The sequence below is a fragment of the Stenotrophomonas maltophilia group sp. SKK55 genome, assembly GCF_057179845.1.
Window position 1 is genome coordinate 49,502 of record NZ_JBXUHP010000003.1, and the last position, 25,213, is coordinate 74,714.

General features: G+C 67.8%; 22 protein-coding genes. 18 read left to right on the forward strand and 4 right to left on the reverse strand.

Going from position 1 to position 25,213, the window contains the following annotated elements; genetic code table 11:
- Window positions 1-140: 140 nt before the first annotated feature.
- Complete coding sequence (locus AC2A1N_RS01725; protein ID WP_242889698.1) at window positions 141-1,319, forward strand: serine hydrolase domain-containing protein; 1,179 nt, start codon at window positions 141-143, stop codon at window positions 1,317-1,319.
- Complete coding sequence (locus AC2A1N_RS01730) at window positions 1,316-2,500, forward strand: MFS transporter (protein ID WP_154350157.1); 1,185 nt, start codon at window positions 1,316-1,318, stop codon at window positions 2,498-2,500. Before AC2A1N_RS01725 ends, AC2A1N_RS01730 begins: the two co-directional genes overlap by 4 nt.
- Before the next feature lie 273 nt (window positions 2,501-2,773).
- Here the strand turns inward: AC2A1N_RS01730 and AC2A1N_RS01735 are convergent, their stop codons facing one another.
- Window positions 2,774-4,390, reverse strand: coding sequence for an EAL domain-containing protein (locus AC2A1N_RS01735; protein WP_242889695.1), 1,617 nt, complete (start codon window positions 4,388-4,390; stop codon window positions 2,774-2,776).
- A gap of 228 nt (window positions 4,391-4,618) precedes the next feature.
- On the opposite strand from AC2A1N_RS01735, the gene cycA reads away from it, so the two are divergent.
- Window positions 4,619-5,992: a D-serine/D-alanine/glycine transporter gene (cycA, locus tag AC2A1N_RS01740; protein WP_111177677.1), complete on the forward strand. Its 1,374-nt coding sequence runs from the start codon at window positions 4,619-4,621 to the stop codon at window positions 5,990-5,992.
- 310 nt (window positions 5,993-6,302) lie between these two features.
- Complete coding sequence (locus tag AC2A1N_RS01745; RefSeq protein ID WP_061478611.1) at window positions 6,303-7,079, forward strand: lytic transglycosylase domain-containing protein; 777 nt, start codon at window positions 6,303-6,305, stop codon at window positions 7,077-7,079.
- A 97-nt stretch (window positions 7,080-7,176) separates the two neighbouring features.
- Here AC2A1N_RS01745 and AC2A1N_RS01750 read toward each other — a convergent pair whose 3' ends face one another.
- Window positions 7,177-8,697, reverse strand: coding sequence for a tetratricopeptide repeat protein (locus AC2A1N_RS01750; RefSeq protein ID WP_242893461.1), 1,521 nt, complete (start codon window positions 8,695-8,697; stop codon window positions 7,177-7,179).
- 166 nt (window positions 8,698-8,863) lie between these two features.
- On the opposite strand from AC2A1N_RS01750, the gene AC2A1N_RS01755 reads away from it, so the two are divergent.
- Window positions 8,864-10,945: an NHL repeat-containing protein gene (locus AC2A1N_RS01755; RefSeq protein ID WP_061478613.1), complete on the forward strand. Its 2,082-nt coding sequence runs from the start codon at window positions 8,864-8,866 to the stop codon at window positions 10,943-10,945.
- Here AC2A1N_RS01755 and AC2A1N_RS01760 read toward each other — a convergent pair.
- On the reverse strand, window positions 10,923-11,330 hold the full coding sequence (locus tag AC2A1N_RS01760) for a YciI family protein (RefSeq protein ID WP_484371375.1): 408 nt from the start codon (window positions 11,328-11,330) through the stop codon (window positions 10,923-10,925). The genes AC2A1N_RS01755 and AC2A1N_RS01760 overlap by 23 nt on opposite strands.
- Before the next feature lie 621 nt (window positions 11,331-11,951).
- Between AC2A1N_RS01760 and AC2A1N_RS01765 the strand changes: the two genes are divergently transcribed.
- From AC2A1N_RS01765 to AC2A1N_RS01825, 13 genes are all read left to right on the forward strand, one after another.
- Window positions 11,952-12,365, forward strand: coding sequence for a YciI family protein (locus tag AC2A1N_RS01765; RefSeq protein ID WP_061478614.1), 414 nt, complete (start codon window positions 11,952-11,954; stop codon window positions 12,363-12,365).
- Window positions 12,366-12,432: 67 nt separating this feature from the next.
- The gene (locus AC2A1N_RS01770; RefSeq protein WP_061478615.1) at window positions 12,433-12,855 is read left to right on the forward strand and encodes a VOC family protein; all 423 of its coding nucleotides are present in this window, start codon (window positions 12,433-12,435) and stop codon (window positions 12,853-12,855) included.
- Between the two features lie 33 nt (window positions 12,856-12,888).
- Window positions 12,889-13,299, forward strand: a complete 411-nt coding sequence (locus AC2A1N_RS01775; protein WP_005415091.1) for a VOC family protein — start codon at window positions 12,889-12,891, stop codon at window positions 13,297-13,299.
- A gap of 22 nt (window positions 13,300-13,321) precedes the next feature.
- Window positions 13,322-13,678, forward strand: coding sequence for a DUF1428 domain-containing protein (locus AC2A1N_RS01780; protein ID WP_032128771.1), 357 nt, complete (start codon window positions 13,322-13,324; stop codon window positions 13,676-13,678).
- A 45-nt stretch (window positions 13,679-13,723) separates the two neighbouring features.
- Entirely contained in the window at window positions 13,724-14,986 is a 1,263-nt protein-coding gene (locus tag AC2A1N_RS01785) for an RNA polymerase sigma factor (protein WP_061478616.1), read from the forward strand.
- A 106-nt stretch (window positions 14,987-15,092) separates the two neighbouring features.
- Window positions 15,093-16,289 carry a hypothetical protein gene (locus AC2A1N_RS01790; RefSeq protein WP_061478617.1) on the forward strand — a complete coding sequence of 399 codons (1,197 nt, stop codon included), beginning with the start codon at window positions 15,093-15,095 and terminating at the stop codon, window positions 16,287-16,289.
- Window positions 16,280-17,380, forward strand: coding sequence for a hypothetical protein (locus AC2A1N_RS01795; protein ID WP_061478618.1), 1,101 nt, complete (start codon window positions 16,280-16,282; stop codon window positions 17,378-17,380). Before AC2A1N_RS01790 ends, AC2A1N_RS01795 begins: the two co-directional genes overlap by 10 nt.
- A gap of 98 nt (window positions 17,381-17,478) precedes the next feature.
- Window positions 17,479-18,156 (forward strand): hypothetical protein, encoded by a 678-nt coding sequence (locus AC2A1N_RS01800; protein ID WP_005415096.1) that lies wholly within the window; start codon window positions 17,479-17,481, stop codon window positions 18,154-18,156.
- 16 nt (window positions 18,157-18,172) lie between these two features.
- Complete coding sequence (locus tag AC2A1N_RS01805) at window positions 18,173-19,828, forward strand: CsgG/HfaB family protein (protein WP_242893463.1); 1,656 nt, start codon at window positions 18,173-18,175, stop codon at window positions 19,826-19,828.
- A 238-nt stretch (window positions 19,829-20,066) separates the two neighbouring features.
- Window positions 20,067-21,716, forward strand: a complete 1,650-nt coding sequence (locus AC2A1N_RS01810; protein WP_242893465.1) for a M28 family metallopeptidase — start codon at window positions 20,067-20,069, stop codon at window positions 21,714-21,716.
- A gap of 164 nt (window positions 21,717-21,880) precedes the next feature.
- Complete coding sequence (locus tag AC2A1N_RS01815) at window positions 21,881-23,140, forward strand: sensor histidine kinase (protein ID WP_061478621.1); 1,260 nt, start codon at window positions 21,881-21,883, stop codon at window positions 23,138-23,140.
- The gene (locus tag AC2A1N_RS01820; protein WP_134968927.1) at window positions 23,130-23,900 is read left to right on the forward strand and encodes a LytR/AlgR family response regulator transcription factor; all 771 of its coding nucleotides are present in this window, start codon (window positions 23,130-23,132) and stop codon (window positions 23,898-23,900) included. Before AC2A1N_RS01815 ends, AC2A1N_RS01820 begins: the two co-directional genes overlap by 11 nt.
- A gap of 34 nt (window positions 23,901-23,934) precedes the next feature.
- Window positions 23,935-24,279, forward strand: a complete 345-nt coding sequence (locus tag AC2A1N_RS01825) for a hypothetical protein (RefSeq protein WP_134968928.1) — start codon at window positions 23,935-23,937, stop codon at window positions 24,277-24,279.
- A 39-nt stretch (window positions 24,280-24,318) separates the two neighbouring features.
- On the opposite strand, the gene AC2A1N_RS01830 is transcribed toward AC2A1N_RS01825, so the two are convergent.
- Window positions 24,319-24,933: a hypothetical protein gene (locus AC2A1N_RS01830; RefSeq protein ID WP_005415104.1), complete on the reverse strand. Its 615-nt coding sequence runs from the start codon at window positions 24,931-24,933 to the stop codon at window positions 24,319-24,321.
- Window positions 24,934-25,213 lie beyond the last annotated feature (280 nt).

Sequence of the window (25,213 nt, forward strand, 5' to 3'; positions counted from 1 at the left end):
GGGCAGCCCTTGCGGCGTTCCAGTTCCGGGCATCATGCCGATTGCGGACTGCACGGTCCATGATGCCCGGAGCGGCAACCGGCTTTTTGCGCCGCGTCGTGCTGCCTAACGTGGCGGGCCTATCCCCACGGATCACCGCGATGAATGCCGCTCTTTCCCTTGAACCTGCACCGACGCTGCCTTCGGTGCAGCGGCTGCTGCAGCAGGTCCACCCGCTGCGCCTGGTCGGTGCGGTGGTGCTGGTGCGCGAGCACGGCGTGCTGCGCCATGCCAGCGCGACCGGGCTGGCCGATCGCGAGTCGGCCAGGCCGATGCAGCGCGATCAGCTGTTCCGGCTGGCATCGGTCAGCAAGCCGTTGCTGGCCACGGTGATCCTGCGCCTGGTGGCCGAAGGCGTGCTCGACCTCGACACACCGGTACAGCGCTGGCTGCCGGACTTCCGCCCGGCGCTGGCCGATGGCCGCACGCCGCCGATCAGCCTGCGCCAGCTGCTCAGCCACAGCAGCGGGCTGGGCTATCGCTTCCTGGAGGCGGATGCGGTGGGGCCCTACGCGCGCGCTGGGGTCAGCGATGGCATGGACGCCAACCCGCTTTCCCTGGCCGAGAACGTACGCCGGATCGCGCAGGCGCCGCTGCTGTTCGAGCCGGGCAGCCAGTGGCTTTACTCGTTGGGCGTGGACGTGGCCGGTGCGGTGGCCGAAGCCGCGACCGGTGAAACGCTGCAGGCGCTGTTCCAGCGTCTGCTGGCTGCCCCGTTGCGCCTGCGCGACACCGCGTTCGCCACGCGCGATGCAGAGCGGCTGGCCACGCCGTATGTGAGCGACACGCCGCAGCCGCATCGCCTGCAGGAAGGCGAGACGGTCGCGCCGTTCGAGGGCACGGTCGGCATCGAGTACAGCCTTGCGCGTGCCACCGACGCCAGCCGGTTCGCTTCGGCCGGCGCCGGCCTGGTCGGTACCGCCGATGAGGTGATGGCGGTGCTCGAGGCCTTGCGCGACGTACAGCGCTCTGGCCTGTTGCCACCCGCGCTGGCGGAGGAGATGGCCACCGGGCAGGTGGGCGAACAGGGGCCGCCGGAACCGGCCGGCTGGGGCTTCGGGCTGGGCTTTGCGGTACTGCGCGACGCCGCCGCCAGCGGCACGCCACAGCGCGAAGGCACCTGGCGCTGGGGCGGTGCCTACGGGCACAGCTGGTTCGTCGACCCGTCGCGTGGGCTGAGCGTGGTGGCGCTGACCAACACCCTGTACGAAGGGATGGATGGCGTATTCGTCGATGACCTGCGCGATGCGATTTATGCCGACCTGGGGGCAACGCGATGAGCGGCCATGCCATCGATGCCGCCAGTCCGGCCGGCGAGGCCACGCGCCTGCCGTGGGCGGGCCTGCTTGCCTTGGCCGGTGGCGGCTTCATCACCCTGTTGACCGAGACCCTCCCGGCGGGTGTGCTGCGGCCGATGGGCGAAAGCCTGGGCGTGAGTGATGCGGCGGTCGGCCAGCTGGTGAGCGTGTATGCGCTGGGTTCGGTGATGGCTGCACTGCCGATGACCGCGCTGACCCAGCGCCTGCCACGGCGTCCGCTGCTGCTGGCGGCCATCGCTGGCTTCGTGGTGGTCAATACGCTGACCGCGTTGAGCAGCAGTTACGCGCTGATCCTGGCTGCGCGCTTCCTGGCCGGTGTGAGCGGTGGCCTGCTGTGGTCGCTGGTGGCCGGCTACGCCGCGCGCATGGTGGTGCCGTCGCTGCAGGGACGGGCCATCGCGGTCGCGATGGTCGGTTCGCCGCTGGCGCTGTCGCTGGGGGTGCCGGCAGGGACGCTGCTGGGCCAGCAGATCGGCTGGCGCTGGGCGTTCGCGCTGATGAGCGTGCTGGGTCTGCTGCTGCTGGCCTACGCGCGCTGGGCGTTGCCTGCGCTGCCGGCCGCTGGGGCCGGGCAACGCACTTCGCTGGCGACCGTGTGGCGCCTGCCCGGTGTACGCAGTGCGCTGCTGGTGATGGCGCTGTACGTGCTGGCGCACAACGTGCTGTACACCTATATCGAGCCGCTGGCGGTCGACGCGGGTGCCGGTGCTTGGCTGGACCGGCTGCTGCTGGCGTTCGGCATGGCGGCGATTGCCGGCATCGCGATTGCCGGCTGGGGCGTGGATCGTCACCTGCATGCGCTGGTGTGGGCGGCGGTGATCGGCTTCATCGTGCCGGTGCTGGCTTTGCTGGTGTGGCCTGGCGTGGCGAGCGCACTGCTGCTGGCGACGATCCTGTGGGGCGTGGCGTTCGGCGCCGTGCCGACCCTGTTCCAGACCGCCTTGGCACGGCGCGCCGGGGCCGCTGCGGACCTGGCGCAGTCGATGCTGGTGACCGGCTGGAACCTGGCCATTGCGGCCGGCGGCGTGGCAGGCGGCGTGCTGCTGCAGGCCAGCGGCCCACGCCAGCTGGGATGGCTGCCGTTGCTGCTGCTGGCGGTGACCGCCGCGTGGCTGCTGGCACGGCCGAAGACCTGGGCGTAGGCGCAGGCCAAACGTTACGGAGGGGGCGGCGAGCGGCCGGCACTACCGTGGTCCGCGCCATCCACGCATGGCGTGGATCTACCGAGCGCAGCGACCCGCGTTTGCCTTTGCTTTCGCTTTCTTCCGTTGATTCCGTGGCGGGACGCCGCCGCAATGCGCCCCTGGCCGGGTGGGTGGGTTGGGCGGGACGCCCAACCCCGGTCTTGCCCACCCGCCCCACCTGATGGATCCACCGGGCGCGATCCGCCACGAGGGGCTCCGCCGTTCGCCGTCCTACTCCACTCCCTCACGCTCGATCGGCACGCTGCGCGGGTTCTGCATGTGTTCGCGTGCAGCGCCGTACTGCTGCTGCCGCTTCTGATGGAAGGCGACGAACTCATCGCGCGGCAGCGGCCGCGAGAACAACCAGCCCTGTCCGAATTCCACATGCCGGCTGTGCAGGTAGGCCAGCTGCGCTTCGGTTTCCACGCCCTCGGCCACCACCCACAGGCCCAGCTCCTTGGCCATGTCGATGATGTGCGGCGTGACCGGGCTGGTGGCGCTTTCGGTGCCGATCGCATCGATGAATGATTTGTCGATCTTCAGCGCATCCAGTGGCAGCTGCTGCAGGTATTGCAGGCTGGAGAAGCCGACGCCGAAATCATCGATGGCCACGCTGTGGCCGGTGCGGCGGGCGGCGGCGAGCATGGTGCGCGCGCGGTCCAGATCGAGGAAGCCACGTTCGGTGGCCTCCATCCAGATCTGCTGCGGCAGGATGCCGCTGCCGGCCATGTGCCGGGAGATCATCTTCAGGGCGCGACCGCTGCTGATGTCTTCGGCGGCGAGGTTGATCGCGATGTGCGCGCTGCGGTCGGCGACCAGCAGCTCGCGCATGTCGCGCACCACGTTCTCGATCACCAGGTCGGTGACGTCGGCGATCATGCCGGCCTCTTCGGCCAGCGGAATGAACAGGTCAGGGCGCACCTGGGTGCCATCCGGGCGTTGCCAGCGCACCAGCGCCTCGGCGCCGACGCAGATGCCGGTGTCCAGTTCGATGATCGGCTGGTAATGCAGGTACAGCTCGCGGCGGCGGATGGCGGTAGCCAGTTCGCCGCGCAGGGAAAGGCGGCGCCGCGACAGCCAGATCACCAGCCCGGCTCCGGCGGCGGCCAGCAGCAGGCCCACCGGCACGTACAGCCAGGCCTGTTGGCGGAAGGCCGCGGCAAGCGCGGTGCGCGGTGTAGTGGCGACGGCCAGCCATTCCTCATTGCGCGCGGTAGCGAACAGCGTGGTGTGGTCCAGGCCTTCGCCCGGGTCGCGCAGCAGTGCCTGCAGCAGGTCCGGATCCAGGCCGGGCTGTTTGGCCAGCAGGCGTCCATCGGGGCTGGCCAGTGCCAGCCGCACATTCGGGTCGGCGATGACATCGACGAAGCGGCGTGGGTCCACCAGAGCGTCGTAGGACCCATACAGGATCGCCAGCACCTGGCGTCGCCCGCTGATTTCCGGGCGCACGTCCACTGCGATGCCGGCGCCGTCGCTGGTGACGTGGTCCGGCCTGGGCTGATCCACATCCGACAGGAACGGCCCCCAGGAGGTGCAGCGCAGCTTGCCTCCTTCGAAGTAGCCCATCTGGTCAATCGATGGGGTGGTCATCACCAGGGTCTGCATGCGCCGGATGTGCTCGGGGCTGCAGGACACGTAGGCACCGGCTTCGGCGGATTTCAGCGCCGCCAGCGCCTCCTGGTAGGACAGGTCGGAGCGGCGCAGGGTGCGATCGGCGATGTCGCGCAGGCGCTGCTGTTCGACGCTGACCGCGCGGTCCCAGGTGGCGTAGGCCATGACCGCGATCGGCACCGCAGCGGCCAGCAGGGCCAGTGCGGTACCGCCGATGATGACGCGCAGGCGGCTCATGGCCGGGGCTCCAGCGGGGCGGGCGGGGCAGGGCGCATGGTCGGGCCGGTCCTTGGGCAGATGCGGCTATCTCAGCATGGCACCGGGCCGGGCGGAATGGGATCAATACGGTATTCGGTCACATTGTGGTGAAAGCGGCCTGCTTTGACGCAATGGGGCCGTCTGGCGCTGGCGCTCGGCGCCGCGGAGGACTACCGTCGAACGCTTCGCCCGCCCCTTCCCGCGCCCATGACCGAGCCCGCCACGCCCCCCGAGCACCTGCGCCGCAGCCTGTCCAACCGCCACCTGCAACTGATCGCCATCGGCGGTGCCATCGGCACCGGTCTGTTCATGGGCTCGGGCAAGACCATCAGCCTGGCTGGCCCGTCCATCGTCTTCGTCTACCTGATCATCGGCGCGATGCTGTTCTTCGTGATGCGCGCGATGGGCGAGCTGCTGCTGTCCAACCTGCAGTACAAATCCTTCATCGACTTCTCCACCGACCTGCTCGGCCCCTGGGCCGGGTTCTTCTGTGGATGGACCTACTGGTTCTGCTGGATCGTCACCGCCATTGCCGACGTGATCGCGATTGCCGCCTACGCACAGTTCTGGTTCCCGGGGCTTGAAGCCTGGAAACCGGCGCTGGCCTGCGTGATGCTGCTGCTGGCGTTGAACCTGGTGACGGTGAAGCTGTTCGGTGAAATGGAATTCTGGTTCGCGCTGATCAAGATCGTGGCGATCTGTGCGCTGATCATCACCGGCGCCGGTCTGGTGGCGTGGGGCTTCACCTCGCCGAGCGGCCACACCGCGTCGCTGTCGAACCTGTGGAATGACGGCGGCATGTTCCCGATGGGCCTGGTCGGTTTTTTCGCTGGATTCCAGATTGCGGTGTTCGCCTTCGTCGGCATCGAGCTGGTCGGCACCACCGCCGCCGAAACCGCCGACCCCGAGCGCAACCTGCCCAAGGCAATCAACTCGATCCCGGTGCGCATCATCATCTTCTATGTGCTGGCGCTGATCGCGATCATGGCGGTCACCCCGTGGCGCCAGGTGGTGCCGGACAAGAGCCCGTTCGTGCAGCTGTTCGTGCTGGCCGGCATTCCCGCCGCCGCCAGCCTGATCAATTTCGTGGTGCTGACCTCGGCCACGTCCTCGGCCAACAGTGGCATCTTCTCCACCAGCCGCATGCTGTACGGCCTGGCCGAAGAGGGCCACGCTCCGCGCGGGCTGTCGAAACTGTCGCGCGCTGCGGTGCCGGCCCGTGGCCTGCTGTTCTCGTGCCTGTGCCTGCTGGGCGGCACGCTGCTGATCTACCTGATTCCCAACCTGGTAACCGCCTTCACCCTGGTGACGACGCTGGCTACGGTGCTGTTCATCTTCGTCTGGTCGCTGATCCTGGTGGCCTACATGGCCTATCGCCGTCGCTACCCGGAGCGCCACGCTGCCTCGATCTTCAAGATGCCCGGCGGCGTTGCCATGTGCTGGGCCTGCCTGGTGTTCTTCGCCGCCGTGCTGGTGCTGCTGAGCCTGCAGGGCGACACCCGCCAGGCGCTGATCGCCAGCCCGGTGTGGTTCGTGCTGCTGGGCGCGGGGTATTGGGTGCGCCGGAAGGCCGCGAAGTGATCCAACGTCTCCGTTTCATCGATTGATCCATCGTCTCCAGAGAGTTTCATCCACGCATGGCGTGGATCTACCGCCAGCTGCTGGGAACTGTCGAAGGCGGGGTGGGTCCGGTTGTGGGGGCGTGAGCCGCATGGATGCGGCGACCGAGCTTACATGGACGTACTTGCAGCGTCCCCCACAGCCGGACCCACCCCGCCATCCTTCAGCCAACTGCTGTTGCTCTTGATCTGGCCTCTGCAGGTGCAGGGCGCAGCCCTGCCGACCCCCGTTCACCCAACATTCGCGGGCGCGGCCGGATCATCCGGCCGCCATGTCCCATCGACCTCTCCTGCTTGCACTGGTGCTGCTGCCCACCCTGTGGCCCGGGATGGCTGCCGCGCGCACGGTCTATCGCTGCGTGCAGGGCAACACCGTCAGCCTGGCCACCGCACCGGAGCCGGGATCGCGGTGCACGCCGAAGGAGATCGACGACAACGCCATCCAGGCCCCGAACCTGTGGGGCAACATGGGCGTGTTCAGTGGTGTGCTGTACGAGCGCGAGCAGGACGGCGTGCTGGTCTATTCCACCCGCAACCTGCCCGGCTCGCGGGTATTCCTGAAGTTCACCGTGGCCACGCCGCCGGGCGAGCCGGCGCATGAGGGCCTGGGCAAGGTCGGCAAGCCGCAGCTCGCGCAGCACGCCAGGCAGTTCAAGGCCGCGGCCAAAGCTACCGGCGTCGACGATGCCTGGCTGCGTGCGATCGCCCATGCCGAAAGCAATTTCGATCCGCTGGCGGTCTCGACCAAGGGCGCACAGGGCGTGATGCAGTTGATGCCGGAGACCGCACAGGAATACGGCGTGCGCGATCCGTTCTCGCCACAGCAGTCGATCGAGGGCGGCGCGCGCTACATGCGCGCGCTGCTGCGCCGTTACAACGGCGATCGCCCGTTGGCGGCGGCTGCCTACAACGCGGGCATCGGTGCGGTCACCCGCTACAAGGGCGTGCCGCCCTACGCCGAAACCCTGGCCTATGTGGACAAGGTGATGGCGCTGTATGCGCGCTACCGCGAAGCGATGGGCATCCGCACCGAAGTGCCAGCCCGCTAGCGGACGGTGCTGCCTGCACGTGGCGTTGTAGAGCCGAGCCGACGCTCGGCTGCGCCAATTGCAGCCGAGCATCGGCTCGGCTCTACACAAAAGCCGCTCAGCGCGAGGTGGAAGTGCTGACCAGGTCGTAGCGCTCGATGCGGCCGACGCGTGCCACTTCGGCCTGCACGTCGGCACGCTGCTTGAGTGCACGCCACGCGGCATCGATGCGCACATCGCCCGGCAATGACGGATAGGTGCGCATGTCCTGCAGGCTGGCCAGGGTTTCACCGCGTTCAACCGGCGAGCGCAGCTGTTCGATCAGCACGGCGGCGGCACCGTCCAGGTCGCCTTCTTCCAGCAGCATTTCGCGGTGGAACAGGCGGGCATCGTCGCGCTGGGCCAGGATCACCGCGCGTGCTGCATCGCGCGCCTTGGCATCACCGCGCTCGCGGGCGGCGGCAAACTGCAGCAGCGCCTGTGCGGCCTTGCCGTAACCGGCGAGGCCCGGCATGTCATTCACTGCCTGCGCAGCGTCCTGCATGCGCCCCAGCGAACTGAACACGAAGCCGACATTCATCTGGTGCTCGACACCATCCGGGCCGAGCGCGCCGATGCGGGCGGCCTGCTTCGCCGTGGCCAGTGCCTCATCGTTGCGGCCCAGCCGGCGCAGTGCGGTGAGCCGGCTGTTGAGCAGCCAGGCCACCCATTCCGCTTCTGTGGCGGCAGGCGATTCGCCGTTGCTGGCGGCAGCGGCCATGCCCTCGGTCAACGACAGCACTTCCTCGTTGCGGTCCAGCATCAGCAAGGTGGTGCTGAACTCGGCCATGCGCGCGTCCAGTGCGCGGTCGAGCAGGCCGGAAACACGCAGTTCATCGAGGTGGCGCTGTGCCGCCTGCACTGGATCGAAACGCGCGTCACCGCGATCGACATAGCGATCGAAGCGCTTGTCGCTGCGCAGGCGGATGATCTCGGCCGGGCTGTCGATGCGCGCCAGCGTGGCCGGAATGCTGGCGCCACGGCCGTTGTCGGCCTGCAGCGTGGCCAGCGCCAGCCACAGCCCGGTGGGTTCCAGGCCGCCACTCTTCCAGCCGTTGTCAAACAGCGCCTGCAGCAGGTCCATGCGCTTCTGCGGCTGGTCACGCAGGCGGTACTGCAGGTAGTTGACCGCGTGGTGATCGATCGGCAGGGGCGCGTCGGCGTGCTGCAGTGCCTTCACCAGCAAGGTGGTGGCTGCGGCCGGCTGGTTGTCCGACAGTTCCACCGACACCAGGGTGAGCAGGATCTGTGCATCCTCCGGCAGGGCCTCCTGCGCCCGCTGCAGGTAGCGGCGGGCCTGATCCGGCTTCTTCTGCATCAGAGCGGTCCAGCCGGCGACCTGCGAGGCGCGGCCGCGACGCTCGGCATCGAAGTCGTCCAGCAAAGGATCCTCCATCAGCCGCTCCATGCTGATCAGTGCACCCAGCGTGTTGCCGCCGCGTGCCTGCTGGATGGCTTCATCCCAGCGCGTGGCGTACGCCGCGTGTAGTGCATCGGCGGTGGCCGATGGCTTCTGCGGGGCCACCGTGATCGAAGCGGAGGCGGGTGCACTGGCCAATGCGGCCAGCAGCAGTGCGGTGAGGGGGAGAGCGCGGGGCATGGAGAATCTCCATCCGTGGGAACCGCATTGAACCTGCTACGGCCAGCGAGGACAAGCACGACGAAGCGAATCTGGCCTTCAGCCGCATGATCGGCCGTGGCGGATCGCACGCGCAGCGTCTATTGTCGGTGCCTCTTCAAGCGGCAGGCAGAGGCAGCGCAACACGATGGCACGGTGGCAATGGATGGCGGCAGGGGTGGCGTTGGCAACGGCGGTGGGCTTGGCTGCAACCTGGTGGGACCCCCCGCTGAAAACGCTGGCCGGCCCTGCCGGCCCGGTGCCCACGCCACTGGCCTGGACCGCGCAGATCGAGCCGCTGGCCGGCGATGGTCACCCCGGCGACCGCGACGGTACGTCCGCGCAGGCGCGCTTCGCCGACCCGTATGCACTGCTGCGCGGCACCGATGGCAGTGTCTATTTCACCGATGCCGGTGACAACAACCGGATCCGCCGCCGCCTGCCCGATGGCCGCGTTGAAACCGTGGCCGGGCAGGGTGAGGGCCGTGTCGATGGTCCTGCGCTGCAGGCCAGCTTCAATACGCCCTCGGGCATTGCCGGCGATGCGCAGGGCAACCTGTACGTGGCCGACACCGGCAACCATGCGATCCGCCGCATCGGCACCGATGGCCAGGTGACCACGCTGGCCGGTGGCGAACAGGGCCACGCCGACGGCCCGGCCACGCAGGCCCGCTTCGATGCACCGATGGGCGTTGCGGTGGACGCGCAGGGCCAGGTCTACGTGGCGGACACGTTCAATGACCGCATCCGGGTGATCGGTACCGATGGCAGTGTGCGCACCCTGGCTGGTGGTGATCGGCCAGGCTTTGCCGATGGCGTGGGCGCCGCTGCGCGTTTCGATACGCCGGTGGCGCTGGCCTTCGACGCGCAGGGTGCGTTGCTGGTGGCCGATCTGTTCAACAACGCCGTGCGCCGGGTGGGGGCCGATGGCACGGTCAGCACCGTGGTCGCCGCCGGTGGCGTGATCAATGGGCCGCTGTCGCTGGCCACCACCCACGACGGCGTGCTGTACGTGGGTGATCTGGATGGCCGCATCGTGCAGGTGACGCCGCAGGGCCACCAGATCGCGCTGGTCGGCAATGGTCGCCTGCCGCGCCTGGCCCGCCCCAGTGGATTGGCGATGGATGCCGATGGCAGCGTGCTGGTGGCCGACGCCGCAGGCTACCGCCTGCATCGCCTGCGCCCGCTGCCGGTGGGCGAACTGCCGGCACCGGCACTGGTCGGCCCGGCCGCTGATGCCGCGCTGCCGAAGACGGGGGGCCGTTGGCCGCTCGCACCGCAGGACGGCTGGCACGAAGTGGTCGGCACCCTGGGCGAAGTGCGCGGCAACTTCAGCGGTGAGAGCCGCCACCACCTGCATGGCGGCTTCGACGTGCGCGGTGATGTGGGCCAGACCGTGCTGGCGATTGCCGATGGCAAGATCAGCAGCCCGGTGGCGGCCTGGAACCTGGGCGAGCAGGCCGAGGGCCTTGCGGTGGACCGCCTCAAGTACATCCACATGCGCGTCGGCCGCACCCCGCGCGACGTGCCGTTCGACGCGCGCTGGCAGGCGCTGTACGACGAGCAGGGCAAGCTGCAGCGGATGCGCGTGCGCCGTGGCATGCGCATCCACGTGGGTGACCGCCTGGGCAGCATCAACAACCAGGCGCACGTGCACCTGGCGGTGGGCACCGGGGGGTTCGAGACCAATGCGGTGGCGCTTGGCTTCCATAACTACGCCGATCACTTCGCACCGCGCATCACTGATGTAGCACTGCTGGACGACAACGACCAGCCGATGGCCGCAGGCAGCGGTGGCGTGGTGATGGTTGCGCGGCAGGGGCGTGGCGTGCAGATCGTGGTGGAGGCCTGGGACCAGGTCGACAACAATCTGCCACGCCGCCGCCTGGGCATGTACCAGGTGGGTTACCAGATCCTCGATGCTACGGGACAACCGCTGCAGGGCTACGAGCAGCCGCGCTGGAACATCGTGTTCAACCGCATGCCGCCGCAGCGGGAAGCAGTGCGCGTGGCCTACGCACCGGACAGCGGCATCACCGTGCATGGCAGCGCGGTGACCCGGTTCCGCTACTTGGCCACCAACACCGTGCGTGATGGCCTGATGGAAACCGGACGCTGGCAGCCGGCGGCGTTGCCGCCGGGCGAGTACGTCGTGCGCGCCAGCGTGCGCGACTACAGCGGCAACGAAGGCGTCGGCCCGCGCGAGATCAGGGTACGGCTGCTGCCATAGCCGCAGCCGGGGCGCCGCAGCGTTCGCGCTCGGCGTCCATGTCTTCCAGCGGCCGCACTTCGATGCTGCCGAAGCGCGCCCACGGGAAATCGCGGGCGATGCGCATGGCTTCGTCGCGGTCGCGGGCGACGATCAGGTTGAAGCCGGCCAGCAGTTCGCGGGTCTCGGCGAAGGGGCCATCCAGTACGCGGCTGTGGCCATCACGCACGCGCAGGGTCTGCGCGGTGTCGACCGGCTGCAGTTTCTGTGCGGCCAGCAGGTTGCCTTCGGCCTGCAGCTTGTCGGCGTGGGCCAGGCAGTCGCGCATCAGCGCGTTGAATTCTTCGGTGGGCAGGGCCTGCAGCAGGGCAGGCTCGATGTAGATCAGAAGCAGGTACTGCTGCATGGCATGGTCCTGGCGGGGGCGGGGGTCCATGATCGCGCAGGATTGCGCACGGGCATGTTGCAGCGCAGAAGCGCGCCTTCGGCGGGGATCGGCGAACGGCGGAGCCCCTCCGTGGTGGAGTGGGGTTGGTCGCTGAAAGCGGGTTTCCTGAGGGTGGGCCGAGCGGGTGGGATTGGCGGGGACGCCGTGAATCCGTCCCTGGAGGCTTAGCCGCGCCATCCATGGCGCGGATACCCCGCCAACCCCACCCGCCCGGCCCCAGACAGATTCCGGCGGCCGATCCACCACGGGAAATCAACAACAAGAGCAAAAGCGGGTCGCTTCGCTCGCAAAGCCGAGCCCGCCAGCCAACCGCCATTGCTGTTGCTGTTGCCTTTTCTCTTGATCTTCCCGTGGTGGGTACCGGAGGCTGGAAACTGTCCAGGGCCGGGCCAAACCCATGAACCGAGCTTTCAGCGACCAACCCACCCCACCACGGAGGGGCTCCGCCGTTCGCCGACTCCCGCCGAAGGCGTGCTTTCCGCGGAAGAAAAAAAATTCCAACAGACGTGTCGATTCCCAGTCCCCTGGTTCGTTGTACCCAGTGAAGGGCACGCACCACGCGTCCCACGGGAGACCAAAATGAAAGTGATGGTGATCGTGAAGGCCAACGCCGACTCCGAAGCCGGCCGCATGCCCAGCGAACAGGAACTGTCCGAAATGGGCGCCTTCAACGAACAACTGGTGGCCGCCGGCATCATGCTGGCCGGTGAAGGCCTGCACGCCACCCAGCGCGGCCGTCGCATTCATTTCGGCGCTGGGGCACCCAGGGTCGAGGCCGGTCCGTTCGGTCCTGCCAGCGAACAGATCGCCGGCTTCTGGCTGTGGGAGGTGCGGTCGCTGGACGAGGCCGTTGAATGGGCCAGCCGTGCGCCGTTCGGCGAGGGCGGCACGCTGGAACTGCGTCCCCTGATCTCCGCAGAAGACTTTGGTGAAGCCTTCACCCCCGAATTACAGCAGCAGGAACAGCGTCTGCGTGCACAGCTGGAAGGCTGACCCGATTCCTCTCCCAACCGGGCACGCCCCGGCACTACCACCCTGAACCGCACAACGGAGTATTGCCATGAGACTGATTCCCTTCCTCGGCTTCAGCGGCCAGGCCCACGAGGCAATGGCGTTCTATGCCAAGGCACTCGGTGGCCAGGTCACCTCGGAAATGAAGTACCGCGACATGCCGCCCTCCGATGGCTCGCCGGGCTGCAACGAAATGCCGCCGGAAACCCTCGACCACGTCGCGCACAGCCAGCTCGAGATCGGCAACGCCATCCTGATGGCAGCCGACGGCCCCGGCGGTGGCGAGGGAGGCTCGACCACCATCAATGTCGATGTCGACAGCATCGAAGAAGCCGAACGCGTGTTCGCCGCGCTGGCCGAAGGTGGCCAGGTACAGATGCCGATCGGCGAAACGTTCTGGGCACATCGCTGGGGCATGCTGATCGACCGTTACGGCAAGCCGTGGATGGTCAACTGCATGAAGCAGCCCTGATCCCGCCTCTGTCATCCACAAGGAGCTTCAACGATGAGTGCACCACAACCGCAGATGATCTTCGTCAACCTGCCCGTGCAGGACCTGGAGAAGTCCAAGGCGTTCTTCACCGCGCTGGGCTACAGCTTCAATCCGACCTACACCAACGACGACGCGGCCGGCATGGTCATCAGCGAAAGCATCTACGTGATGCTGCTGACCCAGCCCTTTTTCCAGCAGTTCACCAACAAGCCGATTGCCGACGCGCACACCCACACCGAAGTGATCAACGCACTCTCGGCACCCAGTCGCAAGGCCGTTGACGAGTTGGTGGACAAGGCCCTGGCCGCCGGCGCCAGCGAACCGCAGCCGGCGCGCGACTACGGCTTCATGTACCAGCGTGGCTTCCAGGACCTGGACGGCCATCTCTGGGAGATCGCACACATGGATGGCGAGCCGGGCTGACGGCCGCCGCAGGAGAATCCGTATGGCTTACGTGGACGCTTACGTGCTGCCGTGCCCGCAGGACAAGGTGGCGGCCTACCGCCGCCTTGCCCGCAAGGCCGGCGCGGTGTGGAAGGACCATGGCGCGCTGCAGTACATGGAATGCGTGGCCGACGATGTGGAACCGGGCAAGAGCACCTCGTTCCCGCGCGCGGTCAAGGCGAAACCGGGCGAGACGGTGATCGTCGCCTTCGTGGTGTTCCGCTCGCGCGCGGCACGCGACCGCATCAACGCAAAGGTGATGGCCGACCCGCGACTGGCGTCGCTGGGCCCGAAGGACATGCCGTTCGATACGAAGCGCATGTTCTGGGGCGGCTTCAAGCCGATTGTTGAAGCGTGAGCTGCGGCGCTTGTGCGGGCCGGGCGTGCGTGCTGTGATCGGCGCATGCTCGAGCCCGCACTGACGCAGCGTCTGGAAACCCTCTGGCGGATGGAGTCGCCAGTGCTGATCGCGCGCCTGGCGCGGCTGCTCGGTGGCGATGTCGGCCGTGCCGAGGAACTGGCCCAGGACACCTGGCTGGCCGCGCTGGAGCGTTGGCCGGAGCAGGGCATCCCGGACAACCCCGGAGCCTGGCTGATGACCACCGCGCGCAACCGTGCCATCGATGTGCTGCGCCAGCACCAGCGCGTGGCTCAGCAGCACGCGCAATGGGGCGAGGAACTGCATCCGGCGGCGCTGCCGGCACCCGATGACAGCCAGGCGTTGGAGGACGACCTGGGCGATGACCTGCTGCGGCTGATGTTCGTGGCCTGCCATCCCGTGCTGCCGGCCGATGCGCGCGTGGCGCTCACCCTGCGCCTGCTCGGTGGCCTGACCACCGTGGAGATCGCGCGCGCGTTCCTGCAGCCGGAACCGACCATCGCCCAGCGCATCGTGCGCGCCAAGCGCACCCTGACGCAGAAGCAGGTGCCCTATGAAGTGCCGCGCGCGGAGGCGATGCCGGAGCGCCTGGCCTCGGTGCTGGAGGCGATCTACCTGGTGTTCAACGAAGGCTATGCGGCCAGCGCCGGCGACGACTGGATGCGCCCGGCGCTGTGCGAGGAAGCGCTGCGGCTGGCCCGCATCCTGGCCCATCGGTTGCCGGTGCCGCCGGTACTGGGCCTGCTGGCGCTGATGGAGCTGCACGCCTCGCGCGCAGCGGCGCGGGTGGACGCGCAGGGCGTGCCGGTGCTGCTGGACCAGCAGAACCGCGCACGCTGGGATTGGCTGCAGATCGAACGTGGGCAGCAGGTGCTGGCGCGTGCGCTGGCCGCGGGTGGTGGCGACGATCCCTACGTGCTGCAGGCGCGCATTGCGGCCTGCCATGCAGCGGCGCGCCGCCCCGAGGATACCGATTGGCCGCGCATTGCTGCGCTCTATGCACAGCTTCTGCAGGTGCAGCCTTCGCCAGTGGTGGCATTGAACCGGGTGGTGGCGATCCTGCGCAGCGACGGTCCCTTTGCCGCCTGGGCGCAGCTGCAGCCCTTGCTGGTCGACGCGCGCCTGCGTGACTACGCGCCGCTGCAGGTGGTGCGTGGCGAGCTGTTGCAGGCACTGGGGCGCGAGCAGGATGCGCGTGACGCTTTTGGCGAGGCGGCTCGGCTCAGCCAGAACCAGGCCGAGCGCGGACTGTTGCGGCAACGGGCGGGCCTGCCCCCCACGGACTGAGCCGACAAGGACAGCACTTGTCGCCGCGCGCCTTAGCGGCTATGTTTCGCGCCCAGCGGACGCATCAGCGCCCGCGTTCCGTGCGTATTGACCGAGGAGCGGTTGGATGTATTCAAGGACGAAGAGCGCATCGCGCGCTTTTGCGCGCCTGCTTGCCTGTGCCCTGTGCCTGGCCGTATGGCCGATGGCCGTGCAGGCCGCGGACAAATCGCAGCAGGCCTATTGGGCCGGTTTTGCCTATACCGCTGATGCTGCCGCCGTGCAGGCGACCACCCCGCATGCGCATGCGGTGCTGGAACGGCGTGGCCTGGTCCCGCTGAACCAGACGCTGGCGCAGTCGCTCAAGCGCCGCGCACCGGCCCACCTGGAGCTGATCGACCAGCCGGTGGCGATGCTCGACGGCACCACCAGCGCCACCGTGCTGGCCGCCGCGCTGGACCGCGAACTGGTCTCGGTCGAGCCGATCGGTGACCAGTACAAAGTGCTGGTGGAAGTGGCGCTGCAGGCGTTGTTCTTCGACTTCCGCGAGCGCCAGGTGATCGCGTCCTATCCGCTCACGCTGCAGCGCATCGACGTGCAGGATTACCGACCGGACAACGACGATATCGACGCGATCGTCGCCGATCTGCTGTATGGCGGGGCCGATACCAGCCTGTCGCAGGTGCTGGCGGCCAGCCTTGCCCAGGCCAGGTTGCCCGACGCGGCGGTGCGCCGTCTGCAGGTCGGTGGTGTAACGCTGTCCGACGCGGTGCGCGCCAAGCTGCCCGACCCGAAGTGGGAAGCGCCGCTGCGCGCCACCCTGGCCCATGAACTGTCCAAGACGCTGTCGTCCAACACCGGCGTCGGGCTGCTGCCGCCGGCCTCGGGCCAGGCGATCGGTGGCGCGATGGCTGCCCGCTTTGCCGACGGCAAGGTCTACCAGCTGAAGATTCCCGAGCCCGACTACGTCATCAACCTGCAGGTCGATGCGCTGAAGAACGGCGTGATCCAGGAAACCCCGGCGATGAAGACGATGCTGTTCGGCGCCTTCTTCACCGCCAGGGTGACTGAGCCGTTCTCGGGGAAGGTCTATTTCGAACAGCCGCTGCGCAAGGGCGCCACCAAGGTGGTGCCGGCCACGCAGTGGCAGGTCGACCAGTGGTCGGCCAGCTACGAAACCCTGCTGGCCGGGCTCGACGCCTTCGCCGGCGCCGCCGCCAAGCGTGCCGATTCGCGCGCCTGGCTGGACGAACAGAAGCCGGGCGGCCGCCCGTTGCAACAGCAGACCCAAGCCCTCCAGGAGTTGATCAAGTCATGTCGTTGATGCGTACCATCCTGCTCATCCTCATCGCGCTGGTGGTGGCCTCGCCGGTCGCTGCACAGACCGCGAGTTCGCGCGGCACCGGCTCGGCCAGCTACGGCCTGCGCCTGAGTGCCGATACCCGTGCCCAGGCCCTGAACAAGGCCAAGGTCAATGCCCTGGAGGCGTACATCGCCGAAACCGGTGCGGCCAAGCTGCGCCTGTTCGAAGCGCGTCGCGCCGAGTTCATCGGCGAGATCGACCGCTACGTGCTCAGTGCCGTGCCGCTGTCGGACACCGAAGACAAGAAGGCCAAGACCTACACCGTCACCGTCCGTGCCGAGATCAACACCACCCTGCTGCAGACCAAGCTGGATGCGGGTTCGGCCGTGGCCGGTGCCACCGCCGCGCAGCGCTCGCTGCTGACCTTCCTGTTCATGGCGCGCTCGCAGGACACCGTGCAGTCGTTCCAGGACAAGGAATACCGCCGCGTCGACGCCAGCAGCAGCTACAGCGAGAACACCCGTGAGGGTGACAGCTTCCGCGGCAACTCGGTCAGCACCAACGGCAGCATCAACCAGAATGGTTCGGTGTCGGTCACCAGCGGCGGCAGCACCACCGCGCGCGCCGACAACATCACCTGGAAGGTGGCCAACGCCGCCGAGGTCAACACCGCGATGACCGGGGCCTTCAGCGCCGCCGGCTACGAAGTGGTTGAAGCCGAATACGTGGAAGGCGAGTCGCGTGGCCTGCTCAGCATCGAGCGCATCCGCAAGGACTTCAGCACCGGCAACGACCTGGCCCCGGCCACCCTGCGCGACACCGCCAACGGCATCCGTGCGGCCAACATTCCGTACATCGCCGTCGGCACCCTCGACATCGGCATGCGCGACCGTGATCCGGCCAGTGGCAACACCCGCGTGTTCGTCACCGTCACCGGCAAGGTGCTGGATGTGACCGGTCGTTTCCCGCGCACCGTGTCGTCGGTCGGCCCGGTGCAGTTCTCCGGTACCGGCCCGAATGAAACCGTGGCCCGTACCAATGCCCTGCAGCTGGCTGCCGAAAAGGCCGCCCAGCAGATGATCAACGAACTGAACGTCAAGGCGGTCCGCTGATCCGCCACCCCGGTGGGTACCGAGCGCGCTCGGCATCCACCGGGGTTACCGATTCCCCACGTGCCGCACCGCGGCCGTCTCTCCCAAAGGACTCTCACATGATCCGCAATACCGCTCTTGTCCTGGCCATCGCGGCCGCCACCCTGTCGATGCCGGCGCACGCTGGCCTGGGCAAGCTGAAGGACCTGGCCGGCGCCGCCACCGGTACCTCCAGCAGCAGCGCCTCCAGCGCCGCCGCACCGGATGAAGCCGCGCAGGAAGCACTGGTGCGTCGTTTCGTCAGCTCGCAGTCGCACTCGCTGCAGGCCCAGACCTCGTTCGCCCGTGCCTTCGGCCTGGCCGAGCAGGTGCAGCTGCTGGAAGCCGAGCGCCAGGCGCTGTCGTCGGGTTCGGTCAGCGTCGATGCGATGAAGAAGTCGGTGTCGGTCAGCGAAGCCGCCCAGGCCGCGATCGACGAGCGCCAGGCCGCGCAGCCGGAGCTGAACGCTGAATCCAAGCAGCACTACGCCGAAGGCCTGGTCTCGCTGCTGGCGTCGGCTGCCGAAGCGCAGAAGCTGGGCGGCGAAGCCAGCAACTTCACCGCCGGCATGAAGAACCTGGGCGCCACCCAGATGGCCACCGTCGGCCGCAAGCTGGCTGCCGGTGCATGGGTGGCCAAGGAATCGCCGGGCTTCATCCAGGGCCTGTACGGCTCGACCAAGTCGGCCGTGACCTTCGCCAAGAAGAGCAAGGTGAAGGTGCCGTCGAACGCCGATTCGATGCTCGACTCGATCTGATCCGAGGATCAACCCCATGCGTACGACCTCCCGTTTGATCGGCCTGGGCCTGGCTGCCGTGCTGCTTGCAGCCTGCGGCAAGCAGGACACCCCGGCCGCCGATGCGCCCACACCCGCCAAGGACAAGGCAACCAGTGCACTGGCCAGCAATGCGCCGGTGGAAGCCGCGCCCCTGCGTGGCACGCCGGATTTCGGCGGCACCACCCAGGTCGCGCGCGAGGCCGACGGCATCGGCAGCACCCCGGAACTGGCGGTGCTGGCGGCGCTGCAGTCGGCGGTGGCGCAGGTCAACGGCGTACGCGTGGCCAGCCAGATGCAGAGCCTGCGCGCAGGCCTGCATGTGGACGTGGATGATGAACACGTCGGCGATATCCGCGCCGACGCGTTCACCCAGCAGATGATCGCCGGCTCGCAGGGCGCGGTGCTGGGCTATGAAATCCTGTCGCAGGACGAAGTGCGGCAGCTGGACGAGGAAACCATCGCCCGCGTGCGCGCCAGCGATGAAGGCTGGAGCTTCAAGGGTTCGGCCTCTGCCAGCGCCTCTGGCGAAGCCACGGCCAAGGGCGGCGGTGCCTCGGCCAGTGTCAAGGAGCGCTACGACGAGAAGGTCAGCGTCGATGCCAAGCGTGGCGCAAGCTCGTTCGATTCCGACGTGACCCACCGCAGCATGCGCAGCTACTGGAAGGTACGCGTGCGTGCCCAGATCGCCCAGTACCGCGCACCGGACGAGCAGGGCAAGCCGAAGATCGTGGTCGCGCTGCCGCGTACCAAGGCCGGCAGCTATGCCGTGGGCGACGGCCGTGTGAGCGCCGATGAAGTGGCCGACGCGATCCGCGCACGCCTGTCCGACACGTTGACCCAGACCCAGCGCTTCATCGTGCTGGATCGCGAGTTCGGCGACGAACTGCAGGCCGAGATCGACCACATCAACAGCGGCAACGTGCGTTTGCAGGACACTGCCCGCGTCGGCCAGCAGCTGGCGACCGACCTGATCCTGATCCCGACCATCGAACGCTTCGAGTACCCGCGCAGCGTGCGCAACCTGCGCATGTCCGACCGTCAGGTGACCTCATACTCCGGTGGCGGCCGCATCACCCTGCGCCTGGTCAACGCCACCACCGGCCAGGTGGTGATGTCCGACAGCTTCGACCACCAGTTGGCCTCGACCGGCCCGAGCACGCTGCCGCGTGTGGTGAACGGCCGCAACATGGCCGCGGCGATGATGGAATCGCTGTCCGGCCAGATCGGCACCAGCATCGTCACCACGCTGTTCCCGGTATCGGTGGTGTCGGTGGACGGTGACCAGGTGGTGCTGAGCCAGGGCGGTGACACCGTGCAGGCCGGCCAGCGCTGGCAGGCCGTGCGCCTGGGCGAGGAACTGAAGGACCCGCAGACCGGCCGTTCGCTGGGCCGCAGCGAACACCCGTGCTGCACCATCCGCATCGACCGCGTGGCTGCGCAGACCTCGTACGGCACCATCGAAGATGGCGTTGACGCGATGCGCGGCGGCTTCCGTCCGGGCCAGATCGAACTGCGCCAGAAGCTGGGCAGCAAGCCGGCTGCCGCTGCTGCTGGCGCAACGGCCTCGGCAGCACCGGCTACCGCCGCGCGCCCGATGGCCAAGCCGAAGCCCAAGCCTGCTGCCGCCCCGGCCGAAGACCCGAACTGGTAACACGCCCAAGCAACACACAGATGGGGTCAGAGCCCTTTCCTGCCGGGAAAGGGATCTGGCCCCTTCTTGTTTCCGTCCGTGTCGACCAAGGTCGATACCTGCCAACAGCGGCGTGTCGACCAGGGTCTTGGCTGTGGCTTCCGAGGTCGCCGCCAGCGGCCGGCACTACCGCAGGCGCAGGGCGCAGCCCTGCCGAATCCCATTACACTCCAGAAGGATTTCCCTGCTGGAGAGAGCAATGAAACGAGTGGTACTGGGCGTGCTGGCCCTGTCGGTGTCGAGCGCACTGATGGCGGCCACCCCGAAATTCGATGGCGCGCGGATCTCCGCCGACGTCAAGGAACTGGCCTCCGACGCCTACGAAGGCCGCTCGCCGGCCACCGCCGGCGAAGAGAAGACCATCGCCTATCTCAGCAAGCAGTTCGCCGATGCCGGGCTGCAGCCGGGCGGCGACCTCAAGGACGGCAAGCGCCTGTGGACCCAGGCCGTTCCGCTGCGCAAGGGCGATATCGTCGGCACACCGCAGCTGGCGCTGCACCAGGGCGGCAAGACCGTTGCGCTGGAGCAGGGCAAGCAGATTGCCGTGCGCGCCGCCATGAACGGCGCCAGCAACGTCGACATCAGCAAGGCCCCGCTGGTGTTCCTCGGCTATGGCGTGAAAGCGCCGGAGCGCAACTGGGACGACTTCAAGGGCGTGGACCTGAAGGGCAAGATCGCCGTCGTACTGATCAACGATCCGGACTTTGAGACCGGCCAGGGTGATTTCGACGGCAAGGGCATGACCTATTACGGCCGCTGGACCTACAAGTACGAGGAAGGCGCGCGCCAGGGGGCACTGGGCGTGCTGATCGTGCACGAGACCGCACCGGCCTCCTATGGCTGGGCCACCGTGGCCGGTTCCAACACCAACACCATGTTCGACGTGGTGCGCGACAACCCGGCCGAAAGCCACCCGCTGCTGGAAGGCTGGATCCAGCGCGACCTGGCGGTGGAGCTGTTCCGCTCCGCCGGGCAGGACTTCGAGGCGCTGAAGAAGAAGGCGCAGCAGCGCGACTTCACCCCGGTGCCGCTGATCGGCGCCAGCCTGGACGCCAAGTACGCGGTGAAGACCGAAGTGATCACCTCGCACAACGTGGCCGCACGCCTGGAAGGCAGCCGCCACCCGGACGAGACGATCATCTACAGCGCGCACTGGGACCACATCGGCGTGGGCGAGCCGGACGCGCGCGGCGACCGCATCTTCAACGGCGCACTGGACAACGCCAGCGGTACCGCCTCGCTGATCGAGCTTGCCCGTGGCTTCGCCAAGGAAAAGCGCCCGCAGCGCTCGCTGCTGTTCCTGGCGGTCACCGCCGAGGAAAAGGGCCTGCTGGGGTCGGAGTACTACGCCACCCATCCGCTGTACCCGCTGGAAAAGACCGTGGCGGTGATCAACATGGACGGCATGGCGCCGTTCGGCCCGTCGCGTGACTTCGGCATCTACGGCGCCGCGCGTTTCGAGCTGCTGGACCAGCTGAAGGACGTGGCCAAGGGCTGGGACATCCGCTACACGCCGGACCCGAAGCCGGAAGCGGGCCTGTTCTTCCGCTCCGATCACTTCCCGTTCGCCAAGCGTGGCGTGCCGGCGCTGTCCTGGTCGGCCGGCCAGGACTGGGTGGACGGTGGCGTCGCCGCAGGCAAGAAGGCCTCCGAGGACTACACCGCCAAGCGTTACCACCAGCAGGGCGACGAATGGCAGCCGGACTGGGTGTTCGCCGGTGCCGCCCGCGACCTGGAAGTGCTGTACACGCTGGGCAACCAGCTGGCCAACTCCCGTGCCTGGCCGAACTGGAGCAAGGACGAGTCGTTCCGCGCCGTACGCGACGCCAGCGCCGACCAGCGCAAATAAGGGAATGCGGGGCGCGCTGCCCCGCCAGCCCTGGTAGCGCCGGGCCATGCCCGGCGTTGCACTGAAGGCTTCCATCCCCGCTTTCCGGCCCTTCGTCGCAGGCCGCTTGCTTGCCCGGCCGGCCGCCCTATGCTCGGCTCACCCCCTTCCTCCAAGGCGCCGCCGTGTTCGCCAGCCTCTCACTTCTGTTCCGTCACCTGCTGGCCTGGGCTGCGGCGCTGTTCGTCGCTGGCATGGTCTGGAGCGGCATCTTCAGTGGCATGAACGATGGCCCAGGCTGGATTTTCGGCCTGCTGGCGATGTTCCTGATCATTTCCGCGCTGGGCAGTGCCATCACCCACATCCGCCGGGTCTGGCTGGTGGCCGGTCGCCTGGACGCCACCACCCTGTCCGGTCGCCAGCGCCGCCAGATCGAACTGCCGATGGACGCCGGCCACGCCTTCTCGGTGGTGGAGGCGGCGATCTCCGAACTACCCCGCGTGGAAGACGTGGAAAGCTCGGCCGGCAGCCTGCAGGTGCGCGCCTATGTGCGCCGGGTCGATCTCTGGAATGGCCGCCAGCCGTCGCGCTGGAACCTGCCTGCGCGGCTGGCGATCAAGCGCAACAGCGTGCTGGCAACGGTCACGCCGGGGCAGGGCACCAGCACCGTTACCCTGCTGTTCGAACCCGATGCCGGCTGGTGGGCCGACCTGCTGGCGCTGGACGAGGGCAGCAACTTCGAGAACGCCGAAGCAGTCACCCGTGCGATCAGTCGCCGCGTCGCCGACCAGCGCCGCGACGAACAGGCTGCAGCCGAACAGACCCAGGTGGAAAAGGAACTGTCGGTGGCGCGGCTGAACCTGCTGCATGCGCAGGTGGAACCGCACTTCCTCTACAACACGCTGGCCAACGCGCAGGTATTGACCCGCACCGACCCGGCACGGGCCGAGCAGATGCTCGGCCACCTGATCCAGTACCTGCGCAGCTCGTTGCCACAGGTGGACGAATCGGTGTCCACGCTGGGCGTGGAGCTGGAACGCACCCGCGCCTACCTGGAGATCCTGCGCATCCGCATGGGCGCACGGCTGGCGGTGGAAGTGCAGGTGCCCAACGAACTGCATGGCGTGCACCTGCCGGCGATGGCGCTGCAGACGCTGGTGGAAAACGCGATCAAGCATGGCCTTGAACCCAAGCCCGGCGGAGGCACGATCTGGATCCTGGCGCGCGGCTTCGATGACCACGTGACGGTGACCGTGGCCGACGATGGGCTCGGCTTCGGCCAGGGCACCAGTGGTACCGGCATCGGCCTGAAGAACCTGCGCGAGCGTCTGCGCCTGACCTGTGGTGAGCAGGCCGGCGTGGCGATCGTCGCCAACTTCCCCAGCGGCGTGGCAGCGACCATGACCCTGCCGCAGTCGCACAAGGAGCGCAGCCATGCCGCTTGAGGCACTGATCGCTGAAGACGAAGAACTGCTGCGGCAGTCGCTGGTGGAGCAACTTCGCCGGCTGTGGCCGGACCTGAAGCTGGTGGCCGAGTGCGAGGACGGCGCCAGCGCGCTGGAGCAGCTGGCCGAGAAGCAGCCGGACATCGCCTTTCTCGATATCCGCATGCCTGGCATCAGCGGCATCGAGGTGGCACGCTCGCTGTCCGAGCTGAGCCCGCGCACCCAGGTAGTGTTCGTCACCGCCTACGACCAGTACGCCATCGATGCGTTCGAGCAGGGCGCGATGGATTACCTGTTGAAGCCGGTCAGCGACGAGCGCCTGCTGGCCACCCGCGAACGCATCCTGTCGCGGCTGCCATCGACGCGCCAGGACGATGCCGTGCTGGAGCGCCTGCTGCAGCGGTTGGGCCCATCGCAGGGCGCAGCCGAGCGCCCGCCACTGGCCTGGATCACCGCCAGCAACGGCCGCGAGACGCAGCTGATCATGCTGGAAGACGTGGCGTACTTCCGCGCGGACAACAAGTACACCACCGTGGTCACCGCCAGCGGCGAAAGCCTGCTGCGCACGCCATTGCGCGAGCTGCTGGAAGTGCTTGATGCGCAGCACTTCCGCCAGATCCATCGTTCGACCATCGTCAACATGAAGGCAGTGGCGGCGGTCAGCCGCGACGATACCGGGCGCGGCGTGCTGCGCCTGCGCGGGCGGACGGAGACGCTGGTGGTCAGCCAGCCGTTCATGAGCCTGTTCCGCGGCATGTAGCCGCAGCCGCATCCCCCTGCACCGAGGAATGAACATGTCCCGTCTGCTGATTGCGTGCGTGGCCGTGCTGGCACTGGCCGGCTGCGAAAAATCCCGCAACACCTCGATCACCCGCACCCATGCCAACGGCGTGGACACGCTGTACAGCAAGAGTACGGTGGTCGATGGCGAGGCGCGCTTCCAGTGCATTGCCAGCAGCAGTGGCCACTGCCATTACCTGGTGCTGGACCCAGCGTGCAGCTCCGATGCCGCGTGCACCACACCGCCGCTGCGCCGGTTCGCCGTTGCAGCAGGCAAGACCGAGGCCATGCGTGGGCTACCCGACGGCTTCCGCCAGTGCGTCAGCCAGGACCCGATGGAACACTGCCACCGTGAGTGATCACGGTGGCAGTGTGGGTCCCCCCGCTTCCCTGAAGGCTCAGTAGGCAGGTTGCAGTGTCAGGTCGTGATGGTGCTCGGTCTCGCCCACATGGTTGAGGCGGCCGACCAGTTCGGAGTGCTGCTTCATCCGGCCGATCTCGGTCATGATGCGGATGTCCTCGTGGCGCAGTTCGCGCTTGGCGGTGACCGCCTGCTTGTAGTCCAGCACTTCCGGGTAGTGCTCGGCCAGGTCCAGCGCCTCGGCCACGTGCTCCACGCTGTCGGCCTTGGAACTGATGCGGGCGCGGCTGTTGAACGCCTTCATCCAGCGCTCGAAGCCGGCCTGCTGATCGAACATGTTGGCCATGAACCAGATCACGAACAGGATCGACACCCACGAGCCGAACACGATCACCACGCGGGTGAAGGTGATATGGAAGTCGTCGCGCCACAGGTAGTTGGCGATCAGGCCCAGGATCAGCAGCGAGGCCGCCTGCCAGCCGACGATCGAGGCGATCAGCCACTGGCACTTGGCCTGGGCCAGCACAGCCACTTCATCGCGGATCTGCTGCTCGCTGAGGTTGCGCCAGTGCGCCACCTGTTTGTCGAACGGGCTGCTGTAGAGCTCGTTGTCGCGAAGCAGAATTCCCAAACCCTTGAACAAGGCAATCATGGCTGGCTCCTTGTGGAACGTGCGTCGATCAGCATTGGACGGTGTGGCGGATCCAGTTCTAGCACTTCCAGCGAGCCGTGCAATGGGGGCAATGCCAAGCGGCGCAAGGGTTTGACCGGTGGGAGTGAAAATTGATGCGATGCAGCATCGCAGTCACGGCCTGCGACAGGATGTCGCAGGGTGAAACGTGCTGCGGCCGCACATGAAACCGTCGCTGAGCGGGGAGGCTCGCCGCCGGAGGCGTGATCGCCGAGAATCGGAGCCAACCGCGCAAGACGCG

What these genes read in the sequence shown, in the direction of transcription:
- AC2A1N_RS01790 (WP_061478617.1), top strand. Translation starts at nt 15,093, where the DNA reads ATGTATTCAAGGACGAAGAGCGCATCGCGCGCTTTTGCGCGCCTGCTT.
- AC2A1N_RS01745 (WP_061478611.1), top strand. Translation starts at nt 6,303, where the DNA reads ATGTCCCATCGACCTCTCCTGCTTGCACTGGTGCTGCTGCCCACCCTG.
- AC2A1N_RS01820 (WP_134968927.1), top strand. Translation starts at nt 23,130, where the DNA reads ATGCCGCTTGAGGCACTGATCGCTGAAGACGAAGAACTGCTGCGGCAG.
- cycA (WP_111177677.1), top strand. Translation starts at nt 4,619, where the DNA reads ATGACCGAGCCCGCCACGCCCCCCGAGCACCTGCGCCGCAGCCTGTCC.
- AC2A1N_RS01735 (WP_242889695.1), bottom strand. Translation starts at nt 4,390, where the DNA reads ATGAGCCGCCTGCGCGTCATCATCGGCGGTACCGCACTGGCCCTGCTG.
- AC2A1N_RS01775 (WP_005415091.1), top strand. Translation starts at nt 12,889, where the DNA reads ATGAGTGCACCACAACCGCAGATGATCTTCGTCAACCTGCCCGTGCAG.
- AC2A1N_RS01805 (WP_242893463.1), top strand. Translation starts at nt 18,173, where the DNA reads ATGCGTACGACCTCCCGTTTGATCGGCCTGGGCCTGGCTGCCGTGCTG.
- AC2A1N_RS01795 (WP_061478618.1), top strand. Translation starts at nt 16,280, where the DNA reads ATGTCGTTGATGCGTACCATCCTGCTCATCCTCATCGCGCTGGTGGTG.
- AC2A1N_RS01770 (WP_061478615.1), top strand. Translation starts at nt 12,433, where the DNA reads ATGAGACTGATTCCCTTCCTCGGCTTCAGCGGCCAGGCCCACGAGGCA.
- AC2A1N_RS01765 (WP_061478614.1), top strand. Translation starts at nt 11,952, where the DNA reads ATGAAAGTGATGGTGATCGTGAAGGCCAACGCCGACTCCGAAGCCGGC.
- AC2A1N_RS01780 (WP_032128771.1), top strand. Translation starts at nt 13,322, where the DNA reads ATGGCTTACGTGGACGCTTACGTGCTGCCGTGCCCGCAGGACAAGGTG.
- AC2A1N_RS01760 (WP_484371375.1), bottom strand. Translation starts at nt 11,330, where the DNA reads ATGCAGCAGTACCTGCTTCTGATCTACATCGAGCCTGCCCTGCTGCAG.
- AC2A1N_RS01755 (WP_061478613.1), top strand. Translation starts at nt 8,864, where the DNA reads ATGGCACGGTGGCAATGGATGGCGGCAGGGGTGGCGTTGGCAACGGCG.
- AC2A1N_RS01810 (WP_242893465.1), top strand. Translation starts at nt 20,067, where the DNA reads ATGAAACGAGTGGTACTGGGCGTGCTGGCCCTGTCGGTGTCGAGCGCA.
- AC2A1N_RS01730 (WP_154350157.1), top strand. Translation starts at nt 1,316, where the DNA reads ATGAGCGGCCATGCCATCGATGCCGCCAGTCCGGCCGGCGAGGCCACG.
- AC2A1N_RS01830 (WP_005415104.1), bottom strand. Translation starts at nt 24,933, where the DNA reads ATGATTGCCTTGTTCAAGGGTTTGGGAATTCTGCTTCGCGACAACGAG.
- AC2A1N_RS01825 (WP_134968928.1), top strand. Translation starts at nt 23,935, where the DNA reads ATGTCCCGTCTGCTGATTGCGTGCGTGGCCGTGCTGGCACTGGCCGGC.
- AC2A1N_RS01800 (WP_005415096.1), top strand. Translation starts at nt 17,479, where the DNA reads ATGATCCGCAATACCGCTCTTGTCCTGGCCATCGCGGCCGCCACCCTG.
- AC2A1N_RS01725 (WP_242889698.1), top strand. Translation starts at nt 141, where the DNA reads ATGAATGCCGCTCTTTCCCTTGAACCTGCACCGACGCTGCCTTCGGTG.
- AC2A1N_RS01750 (WP_242893461.1), bottom strand. Translation starts at nt 8,697, where the DNA reads ATGCCCCGCGCTCTCCCCCTCACCGCACTGCTGCTGGCCGCATTGGCC.
- AC2A1N_RS01785 (WP_061478616.1), top strand. Translation starts at nt 13,724, where the DNA reads ATGCTCGAGCCCGCACTGACGCAGCGTCTGGAAACCCTCTGGCGGATG.